1 protein-coding gene is annotated in these 720 nt (G+C 42.1%); it reads left to right on the top strand.

Annotated features, from left to right (window positions below; genetic code table 11):
* Positions 1–690: porin (locus tag AB4486_RS25155; protein WP_372119430.1), on the top strand; the 690-nt coding region annotated here is incomplete at its 5' end.
* Positions 691–720 lie beyond the last annotated feature (30 nt).

Raw genomic sequence — 720 nt, 5'->3', positions numbered from 1 at the left:
GACATGTACGCTGGCCTTCAAGGTAACTTTGGTGCTGTTTCGGTAGGTCGTCAAGATACAGCTGCAGCTCAAATCTCAGAAATGTCGGATGTTACTATCTACTCTGGTGACCAAAAAGCATTCATCAATGCCGGTGACGAGCAGATTAACAACACGTTTGTATACGCTTACGATGCAGACGCACTTTCTCTTAAAGCAAGTTTGATTGCTGGTGAAGACAAAGATACTGACGGTTACGGCATCTCTGGTATTTACACACTACCAATGGGCTTAGGTTTTGGTCTTGGTTACTCAGGTAACGACAACGGTACTGGTAATGGTTCAGCAACGGCTGTAATCGCTGGTATTAATTACAAAATGGATGCTCTATATCTAGGTGCAACCTACACAATGGGTGACCTAGACGACAAAGCAAAAACTGAGTTCTCTGGTGTAGAAGTTGCGGCTAAGTACAAACTAACAGATCAGTTTGAATTAGCTGCTTTGTACCAAAAACAAGAAAAAGACGCGACACAGAACTTAACTGTAGACACAGCTGACTTCTTTGATCTGACTGGTACATACAAGTTCAACAAGTCTATCCGTACTTACGTTGCTTACCAATTAAACAACCTAGACGATGTAAAAGTTGCGGGTCTAGAGACACAAAGCGAAGATTCTCTTCGTCTAGGTCTACGCTACGACTTCTAATCTAAATCAGCTTTAGATACAGACTAAAAG

This window comes from Vibrio sp. 10N.222.55.C6, from assembly GCF_041473395.1.
GTDB lineage: Bacteria > Pseudomonadota > Gammaproteobacteria > Enterobacterales > Vibrionaceae > Vibrio > Vibrio crassostreae_C.
Note: the sequence above shows the minus strand (reverse complement) of the source record. Positions and strands in the feature narration are given on the sequence as shown.